We start from the raw sequence: 9402 nt of genomic DNA, 5'->3' as shown, positions 1-9402 counted from the left end.
GGCTATCGGTTCGACCTGGATTCGGATGAGCTGGAGTCCGGGCTATTGAAACTGTGCCAACTGCTTAACCGGACTTTGGGAAGTTCAACCGTCTTGGCGGACGGAGGGCTGGTGTTGGATTTCGGGGACAATATGCGACTAGAAATCGATAGCGTTGGCGCGGCGGCAACCACCCATGACATCTGGTGGCTCGGCACCGTGGGGGGGACATCGCAAAGCGAGGGAGTATAGCGATACATGTAGCTCCGCGCTGCGGTCGCGGGCTCAATGAAAAGCAATGGGTCGGATCGTCGGAAGCCCGACGGTTAACGGGGGAGAATTGGTGCGAAAAAATCGTGGGGTGATGGCCACCCGAGCGGTGATTGCTCTGGCCATAGCCATCGCAGGATCAGCGACGGCAGGGTCAGCCGCATCGGCGGCGATCACGCCGGCGGCGGCGATTCAGATCAAGGTCGCCAACACCAACAAGTGCCTGAACGTCGACCATGACAGCGTGGCGATCAACGCTCCCATCCTGCAGTACACGTGCGGCGACTCCTTCGCGAACGACAAGTTCCGGGTGCGGGCGATGGGCGCGGGGCAGTACCAGATCATCGGTAATCACTCGAACATGTGCCTGAACGTCAAGGGCGGCCTGGTCGCTCCCAGCACCCCTGTCGTGCAGTACACCTGCAACAACACGTCCCCGAACAACCTTTGGTCGTTCGTGCCGGTGGTCGGCAAGCCGACCTTCCGCATCGTGTCGAAGCAGAGCGGGTTGTGCCTCAACGTCAGCAAGGGCACCGCGGACAACAACCTCCCGCTGATCATTTACACCTGCACCACTGCGACGACGCCGACGAACGATCAGTTCTACTTCCCGCCGGCCGCCTCGCCGGCGCCGGTTCCGGCGGCGGTCGTCACGTCGTCGCCGATGGCTGCGGCCCAGGGCAAGCCGACGGGTGCGGTCGCCGGTCCGATCGTGTACTCCTACCTCGACAACGGCGGCCGGTTGCGGCGGGCCTACCAGCCGGATCCAAGCAACTTCGGCAACATCGTCTACACGTCAGCCGGCAGCCTGGAGCAGTACGCCGGGCACGCGGTCGTCAGTGCACAGGCCGACGGCCGGGTGCAGGTCGCTGCGCGCAACGCCGAGGACGGCGATCTGTGGTTGACCACCCAGACCCGCAATGACACAGACACCTTCACCACCGCGCAGGACGTCGGCGGTGCCGGTGCGGGCCAGCCGGTCGTCGGCAAGCTGCCGGACGGCAAGCTGGTCACCTTCGCCCTCGTCGGCGGTAGCCTGTGGCACCTGCCGCAGGACGGTACGAACCTGCCGTACGCGGCGTGGCGGCAGGTCGGCGGCAGCAACCTGACCGGCGAACCGACCGTGGTGACGATCCGCGACGGGCTGCGGCTGTTCGCGCTGAACACCAGCGGCTCGGTCGTGACGGCTACCTACCGCAACGGTCTGCTCTCCGACTGGGTGAGCCTCGGTGCCGAGAAGTTCACCGGGAAGATCGCCGCGGCTGTGTTCCCGGGCTACCGGACCCGTGTCGTGGTGCGCGACACCGACGGTCTGATCTTCACGAAGACTGAGACGGCCACGGACGTCTTCGCGTCCAGCTGGACGCAGGTCGGCGACTTCGCCGCCGCGGGCGATCCGGCGACCGTCATGGACGACGCGACCGGGTCGGCGGCGATCGTGGCCCGGGGCGCCGACGGTCTGATCCACATGACCTACGAGACCGCGCAGGCCTCGGGAACGTTCGCCGACTGGCGGACGCCGTTCGAGCGGGTTGTGGTCACCGACCCCACGATCCTGACGTTCATCAGGCCCTCCGACGGGGGCCTGGCCCTTCCGGCCTGGGGCTGGGTGGTGCGGGACCTCAACGAGCAGCCGTTCTTCGTGAGCGCCGATCTCAGCGGGACGGCCGCCCAGCGGGCCGCGAAGAGTGCCGCGAAGAGTGCCGCGAAGGTGGCGTCGAAGCCGGCCTTCAAGGAGAACCGCCTGCCCGCCCCGCCGAAGTAGGCGGCAGACACAGACGACCCGGGTGATGCGGTGCTGGCAGGTTCAGCACCGCATCACCCGGTTTGCGTATGCCACGTACGTCGCCGACGGACGGACGCCGCGTGCCCGGTCGGATTGTCGTCCTTGTCGAGCCGGTGATGAATATCCTCTTGAGACACATATACCGTGTTTGATGGCAACGTGATTAATCACCATCAATCAGCTGATGTCTGTCGCGGACTGAGCCCGCAGGCGGTTCTGGGCGGGAACGGTGGAGCGGCGGCCTCGCTGTCCATCGATGACCTTGGTCTACGATCGTCCCGGTCGGCGAATGCCCCGGAGCCGGTGAGCATCGTGAGGTGCCGATGCCGTCTCACTTCGGAGGTCAGTGGGACTGCCGTCGTCGGTCCGGACACGAGACGGGATTTGAAGGCGCATGACGCAGGAACGGTCCGCAATGCTCGCTGCCGGCACAGATACGGCCGCCGGCCCGACGAGCGTACCGACCCAGCGGTCAAGCGCCGATGGAGCAGCAGGTCACCCTGGGAAGGCCCACCGCTACCGCCCGTGGGTCTTCACAGTGCTCGCCCTGGTGATGCTCGGCCAGATGGCGTTCGCGATGGTGACCGCCGCCCGGCAGCAGTCGCCCATCGTCGACGAGCCGGTCTATGTCGCCTCAAGCATCGTCTACCTGCAGCAGCGCAGCCTGGAGTACAACTTCGAACATCCGCCGCTGGCCAAGCTGGTCATGGCGACCGGGCTGGTCTTCGCCGACGCGCGCATCGATTCCGCCTTCGAGGGCGACCAGTGGGGGCTCGGCAGAAACGTTCTGTATCAGCAGGGCAACGATGCTCAGCGGCTGCTCTTCCTGGCCCGCCTGCCGGTGATCGTGCTGACTCTGCTGTTCGGGCTGGTCGTCTTCGCTTTTGCTCGGGACCTTGCGGGCAGCGCCGCCGGCCTGGTCGCGCTCGGCCTGTACGCGTTCTCGCCGGACATCATCGCGCACGGATCGCTGGCAACGCTCGATCTGCTCACCACCGGTTTCCTGCTGACCACGCTCTGGTTGCTGTGGCGAGCCAGGAACCGGCCGTACCGTTATCTGCCGCTCGCCGGCCTGGCGCTCGGCGCCGCCCTGGCCACCAAGATGAGCGCTCTACCGGCTTTCCCGGTCATGGCGCTGTTGGCCGTGTTGTCGGTCTGGCATGCCGGTCGGGCCCACCAGCTTGGTCGTCCCATCGAGCGACGTCAGGTGGTTCAGCTCCTCGCTGCGGGCGTCGGCGCGGCTGCGGGCGTCATCGTGATCTCGATAATCACGGTATGGGCGACGTATCTGATCGTCGACCCGGGCCTGCACTGGACGACGCCCCCCGACCTGCCGGTCATCCACGGGCTGACCGCGCACGTGGTCGATTGGCTGCCGTTTCCCCGGCCTTTCCGGGACGGAATGCGCCTGCAGCTTTCCTTCGAGGACACGAAGTTCCCCGGGTTTCTCCTCGGCGAGGTCTACGAGGGGTCGAAGTGGTACTACCTGCCCACTGCCCTGCTGATCAAGGAGCCGCTGGGGATGCTCGCCCTGTGGCTGGCGGGTGGTACGGCGATGCTGGCCGTCCGCCGGCTTCGTCCGGCCGCGCCGTACGTGATCGTGCCGGCGGTTGTGCTGTTGCTGGTGGCCATGAGCGGGGCACGGGACTTCGGGGTGCGGTACGCGCTTTTCATGCCGGTTTTCCTGGCCGTCGCGGCCGGGTGCGTAGTCGCCTACCGGGCTCGGTGGGCGCCGCTCGTGGCAGTTGTCCTCGTCGCCTTCGTGGCGGTGAGCTCGCTACGGACCTTCCCGTACTACCTGCCGTACTCCAATGAGGCGTTCGGCGGCCCGGACAAGACCTACCTGCGGCTCACCGACTCGAATGTCGACTGGGGTCAGGATCTGGCTCGAACCGGCGACCGGCTGGCTGAGAAGTACCCCGGTGAGCCGGTGTGGCTGCTCTACAAGGGCCGGGGTGATCCGGCCTACTACGGGATCCGGGCGAAGAATCCGCTCAAGGTGCCCGCGAGCGAGGTGCACGGCCTGATCGTGGTGTCGACCACGTGCCTGAACTGGAACGTCTGCACTCCGGCCGCGGGTCGACAGCAGCTGGACGAGCTGATCAGCAGTAGCGAGCGGCTCGAGGACGTCGGCCACGCCATCTTCATCTACCGCAGGTGAGAAGGTCCTGACCGCGGTGGACCAGGCCGCGCGAGACAGCCTGGTCCACCGGACAGCGCTACTTCTTGGGTGCGGTCTGCTTGGGCATCTTCTTGACGGTGAAGGCCAGCTCTCCGGCCCGAAGGGCCGCCGCGGTCGGATAGCTCCCGATGAGGATGACCTCCGACTGGTTGACGTCGCGGTAGGCGAAGTAGAACGCCTCGTTACCGGTTGCCGTGTACGGCAGCGCGAGCACGTCGGTCCGGCTCTCGATCGATGACGCCTGGATCGGTTGCCCGAACTCGCCGCCCGTCTGCGCCGACTCGGTGGTGCTGTAGATCAGGTTGTCGGTGTTGCGGGCGAGCACCGTCACGCGTCCGGCGTTGCGGTTGAAGACCGCGGCGGGCGAGCCGGTCACGCCGCTCTCCTGCACCGTCGACCAGGTCGACGGATACGCCAGGGAGAAGTCCTGGGCGATGGTGATCAGCGCGCCGTCCGCCGTGGTGCCGAACAAGCGAAGGCGGCTGCCCGGGTAGCTCACGACTGCCGGCGTGCCGACGATGGCCCGGTCTCCGACGGCAGCGCAGCCGGTGAGGGCCGTTCCGGTCCAGAGCGCCGTCTGCACCGTGCCGTCCGCGTCGGTCACGAAGAGCTGCGTACCGTCCGGGACCGGGGTCGTGACCGGAGTCCCGGTCAGGTTGCCCAGGCTGGTGCTCTGCCAGGCGCCGAACTTGCCGTTGGCGAGCTGCGGAAGGATGTACAGGCCGCCCCGGGACCCGATGCCGAAGACCACCAGCCGGCCATTGGCCTGGGTGGCCATCGCGATGCCGGTGAGGTCCGGGCCGCCGTGGTTGACCCACGGGCCCCAGGCCGTTTCGCCCGCGTTCACCTCGGTGCGCATCCACAGGTCACCGGTCACCGACCTGACCGCGGTCACGCCCTTCTTGTCGGACGTCTGGCCCACCGCGGGCCGGCCGGTCAGGATGGCGTCCAGGGGGCCCTCGGGGTCGCGTACCGCGCTGCCGAGATTCTGCGGCTCGACCTGGGTGATGAGCCGGGGGCCGCCACTGTTGTCCACGTAGGCGTAGCGGATCGGCCCGAACTGGCCGGTCGTGGCCGGAGTCTGCTGACCGGCGTACGGTGCGTACTGCTCGACCGTGCGGCTGGTAGCGGGATTGAGATCGTCGAGAACATAGGCGGCTCCCGCGGAGGCGAGACCGTTGCGGGTCTCTCCGAACGCACCGATGATTGCGTCGGTGCGGCCGTCCTTGTCGAAGTCACCCACCGAGAGACCGGAGCCGAAATAGTCGTTCGTGCCGTCGGTCGCGTTCACGTCGCGCTGCACGATGGTCCGCTCAGGGCGCAGCGCGCCTGACCGGTTGCCGTTGAACAGCGAGACGCGGCCGGCGCCGGCGTGTCCGCTGCCCGGTGCGTTGCTGGCCGATACGAGCAGGTCGGACCATCCGTCGCGGTCCATGTCGCCGGCGACCAGGCCGACACCGAACCGGTCGAGGTCGTCGGCCGAGTCGACCACGTCATCGGGGCGGAGCACGTTGGCGGGCGAGGTCGCGGTTATCGGGCCGTTGAGCACGTCTACCATGCCGCGCCTGGTGGCTTGGGTGTACGACTCCAGGGGGACCCCGACCGCCAGGTCCGGGTTGCCGTCCTTGTTGAAGTCGCCGATCGCCACCGATGTGCCGAACCTGTCACCGGGCTCGTCCGCGTTGGTGCCCTGCCCGCGGAAGATCGGGTCGGAGGTGGTCTTGTTGCCGGCGCCGTTCAGGATGAAGATGGCACCGGTATCCGTGTCGGTGCCGAGGTCCTTTCCGCGGGCGCCCACGACCAGGTCGTCCTTGCTGTCACCGACCACTTGACCGGCCGCGAGCGAGATGCCGAACTCGTCGCCGGCCTTGGCGGTCTGGCCGAGCAGCCCCTGCCGGATGATCCAGCCCCGGACCACGCCGCTGGTGCTGCCGGTCAGCACGGTGACCTCGCCGGAGCGCACCGTGCTGCCTGACGGCGCCTCTTCGTCGGCGCCGATGGCGAGGTCGTCCTTGCCGTCGCCGTTGAAGTCGCCGGCCGCCAGCACCGAGCCGAACCGGTCGCCGGCCTCGGTGGTGTCCCCGGCGAATTCCGCGCTGATGAGCTGGTCGCTGGTGCCCGGGCCCAATTGCGAGATGCCGGTGGCGGAGCCTTTGAAGAGGCGGACCAGACCGGCGTCGGACTGGTAACCCGGAGAACCCACCACCAGGTCCTCGTAGCCGTCGCCGTTGAAGTCCCCGGCCGCCAGGGCGCCGCCGAAGTCTTCGCCGTTGGCCGTGGGCGGCGGGTTCAGCGTGCGCTGGAGGGTCAGGCCGGTGGCGGAGCCTTGGTAGACGGCCACGGTGCCGCCGACGCTTGCACCCGGGCTGGCGATGGCGGCGTCGGCGTAGCCGTCCTTGTTGAAGTCACCGGTCACCGACCAGGCGCCGAAGGACCCGCTGGCCTTGGCCGTGTTGGTGAGGGTCTGGGCGGCGAAGCCGTTGGCCGGCGCGCAGGCGGCAGCGGCGAGCGCGGCCGAGTCGGCCCCGGCGGCGAGCGCCAGCGCGCAGGTGGACGAGATCAGGGTCGTCGTGGTGAGGAGGCGGGCCAGGTGTCTGGCGTGCTGAACCATTACTTTCCTGTCTTGGGAAGGGTCTTCTCGGTGAAGGTCCGGATGGAACCGGCCTTGGAAAGCGCCGCGCGGGCCGCCGGGTTGACGGTGAGGACCCGCTGGACGTTGTTCTGATCGCGGTACGTGAACAGGTAGGTGGCGCCGTTGCCGCCGGTGTACGGCACGGCTGTGACGTCGGTGTACGCGTTCTGGCCGATCTCGTTCCACTCGCCGTACGTGTTGCTGCCCTGCACGGTCTCGGTGACCGCCCAGATCGCGCCGTCGTCGTTCCGGACGGCGACGGTGATCCGGCCGGTGACCGGGTCGAGCACCGCGGCCGGCGGGCCCGCCACCCCGGTCGCCGGGACAGTCGTCCAGGTCGGGTCGAAGGCGCCGTTCACGTCCTGGCCGATGGTGACGATCTGCTTGTCCGGCGTGGTCGCGAAGACCCGCAGGCGACTGCCCGGATAGACGATGACCGACGGGCTGCCCGCGATGACCGCGTCGCCGACCGGACCACAGCCGGTGAGGGTGAGCCCGGCGTAGAGGGCGGTGTGCACGTTGCCGTCGGTGTCCCGGGCGAAGATCCGGGTGCCACCCGCGACGGCCACCGCGACCGGGTCGCCGGTCAGGCCCGCGACCCCGGTGCCCTGCCAGGCGCCGAACCGGCCCGTGACCGCCTGCGGCAGCACGGCCAGTTCACCGGTCGCGCCGATACCGATCACCGCGGGCCGGCCGTTGTCCAGCGTCGCCATGGTGATGCCGGTGATGCCGGAACCGCCGTAGTTGACCCAGGATCCCCAGGCCGCGCTGCTGTCGGCCGAGTTCTGCGTACGGATCCACACCTCGCCCCGGGTGGAGCGGACCGCGACGACACCCTTGCCGTCAGCGGTCTGCCCGATCGCCGGCTTGCCGGTGAACACCGCTTCGAGCGAGCTCGCACCGTCCCAGACCGGGCTGTTGACGTTGTCCGGGTCGGGCTGCACGCCGATCTTCGGGCCGCCCAGGTTGTCGACGTACGCGTACCGGATGGGGGCGAGCGCCGTTCCGACGGGGGCGGACTGCAGGGCCGCGGTGGGTGCGTACGCCTCGATCGGCCGGTTGGTCAGCGGCGGCAGCAGGTCGCGTACCACCGAGCCGGCGCCGGCCCGCGGGTTGCTGCCGACCACCTCACCCTGGGCGCCGATGAAGCCGTCGGCGCGGCCGTTGCCGTCGAAGTCGCCGAGCGCGACCGAGCTGCCGAACTCGTCACTGGCCTCGTTCGCGGACAGCAGGTCGGTCTGCTGGACAGTGCGGGCCGGCTGGAGCGAGCCGGTCGCGTTGGCCAGACCCGGGAACAGGAACGCCGCGCCGGCGTTCGCAACGTTGTTCTTGGCCGCGCCGGGCGCGCCGACCAGCAGGTCGGTGACCGCGTCGGCGTTCACGTCGCCGGTCGCCAGGGACGCGCCGAAGCGGTCACCGGCGTGTGACGCCTCGCCGGTCTGCAGCTCCTCGGCCCGCCAGGCCGTGGACGCGGCGGCCACCGGTCCGACCGCCACCGAGACCGAGCCCGACTTGACGTTCGTGCCGTTGACAGCGACCGTCTCGCCCGGCACCCCGATCGCGATGTCGGCACCGTTGACCTTGTTGAAGTCGCCGACGGCGAGCGCCGCGCCGTAGTTGTCGCCGCTCTCGTTCTCCGCGCCGCTCTGGTTCTTGTTGAAGCCGGCCGCGAAGGCAGTCGCGGCACCGGGGAAGACGCTCACCGAGCCGGCGTCGGTCTGAGCCGTACCGGATATGTCGATGTCCTCGCCGGGCGAGCCGACCACCAGATCGGCCTTGCCGTCACCGGTGACGTTGCCGGCGGCCAGCGCGGCCCCGAAGCGGTCGCCGGCCTCGATCGCGGAGGCCACCTTGGTCTGATCGAGCAGCCAGCCGAGTACGTACTTGTCGGTCTGCCACTTCGCCACAGTGACCTCGCCGCCCGTGGCTGTGCTGCTGCCGGGCGCCTCCGTGGGCGCGCCGATCGCCAGTTCGGGACGGGCGTCGTTGGCGAAGTTGCCGATCGCCAGCGCCGCGCCGAACTGGTCGTTCGCCTCCGCGGTGCCGCCGAGCTGAGACTGGTTGTAGGAGGTCGCACTGGCTTCGGGGCCGGTGGCGGTGCCGTCGAAGACGGCGATCGCACCCGCGTTCGCGAGGGTGCCGATGGCCTCGCCGGGCGAGCCGACCACGAGGTCGGCCTTGCCGTCGGCGTTCAGATCACCGGCCGCCAGTGCGGCGCCGAAGCGGTCGCCCGCCTCTACGCCCGATCCGGCGACATTCGCCTGCGAGAGCCGGCGCGGGGCACCGAGCCCGGTCGCCGAGCCGAGATAGACCGAGACCGTGCCGGCCGCCAGCGTGCCGACGAGATCGGCGGGCGCGCCGACCGCCAGGTCGGCGAATGTGTCGCCATTGAAGTCCGCGGCCACCGAGGCGGCGCCGAACTTGGCGTTGGCGGTGTAGGTCGCGGGTGTCAGCGACGCGTGCTGGAACGGATTGGCCCGCGCGCAGGTGGCAGCGGCCAGAGCCGGAGAGCCGGGCGCCACGAACACTGTTGTGACAGCGGCTATCGATAAC

At 68.9% G+C, this 9402-nt stretch carries 4 protein-coding genes; 2 read left to right on the top strand and 2 right to left on the bottom strand.

The window, feature by feature from the left end; genetic code table 11:
• Positions 1–343 precede the first annotated feature (343 nt).
• Entirely contained in the window at positions 344–2014 is a 1671-nt protein-coding gene (locus ACQP2Y_RS43465; protein ID WP_433722342.1) for an RICIN domain-containing protein, read from the top strand.
• A 559-nt stretch (positions 2015–2573) separates the two neighbouring features.
• The gene (locus ACQP2Y_RS43460) at positions 2574–4196 is read left to right on the top strand and encodes a glycosyltransferase family 39 protein (protein WP_433722340.1); all 1623 of its coding nucleotides are present in this window, start codon (positions 2574–2576) and stop codon (positions 4194–4196) included.
• 58 nt (positions 4197–4254) lie between these two features.
• Here ACQP2Y_RS43460 and ACQP2Y_RS43455 read toward each other — a convergent pair whose 3' ends face one another.
• Both ACQP2Y_RS43455 and ACQP2Y_RS43450 read right to left on the bottom strand, forming a co-directional pair.
• Entirely contained in the window at positions 4255–6828 is a 2574-nt protein-coding gene (locus tag ACQP2Y_RS43455; RefSeq protein WP_433722338.1) for an FG-GAP-like repeat-containing protein, read from the bottom strand.
• Positions 6828–9371, bottom strand: a complete 2544-nt coding sequence (locus ACQP2Y_RS43450) for a hypothetical protein (protein ID WP_433722336.1) — start codon at positions 9369–9371, stop codon at positions 6828–6830. The genes ACQP2Y_RS43455 and ACQP2Y_RS43450 overlap by 1 nt, the downstream gene beginning before the upstream one ends.
• Positions 9372–9402 lie beyond the last annotated feature (31 nt).

Source organism: Actinoplanes sp. CA-051413 (assembly GCF_050955795.1).
Lineage (GTDB): Bacteria > Actinomycetota > Actinomycetes > Mycobacteriales > Micromonosporaceae > Actinoplanes.
Note: the sequence above shows the minus strand (reverse complement) of the source record. Positions and strands in the feature narration are given on the sequence as shown.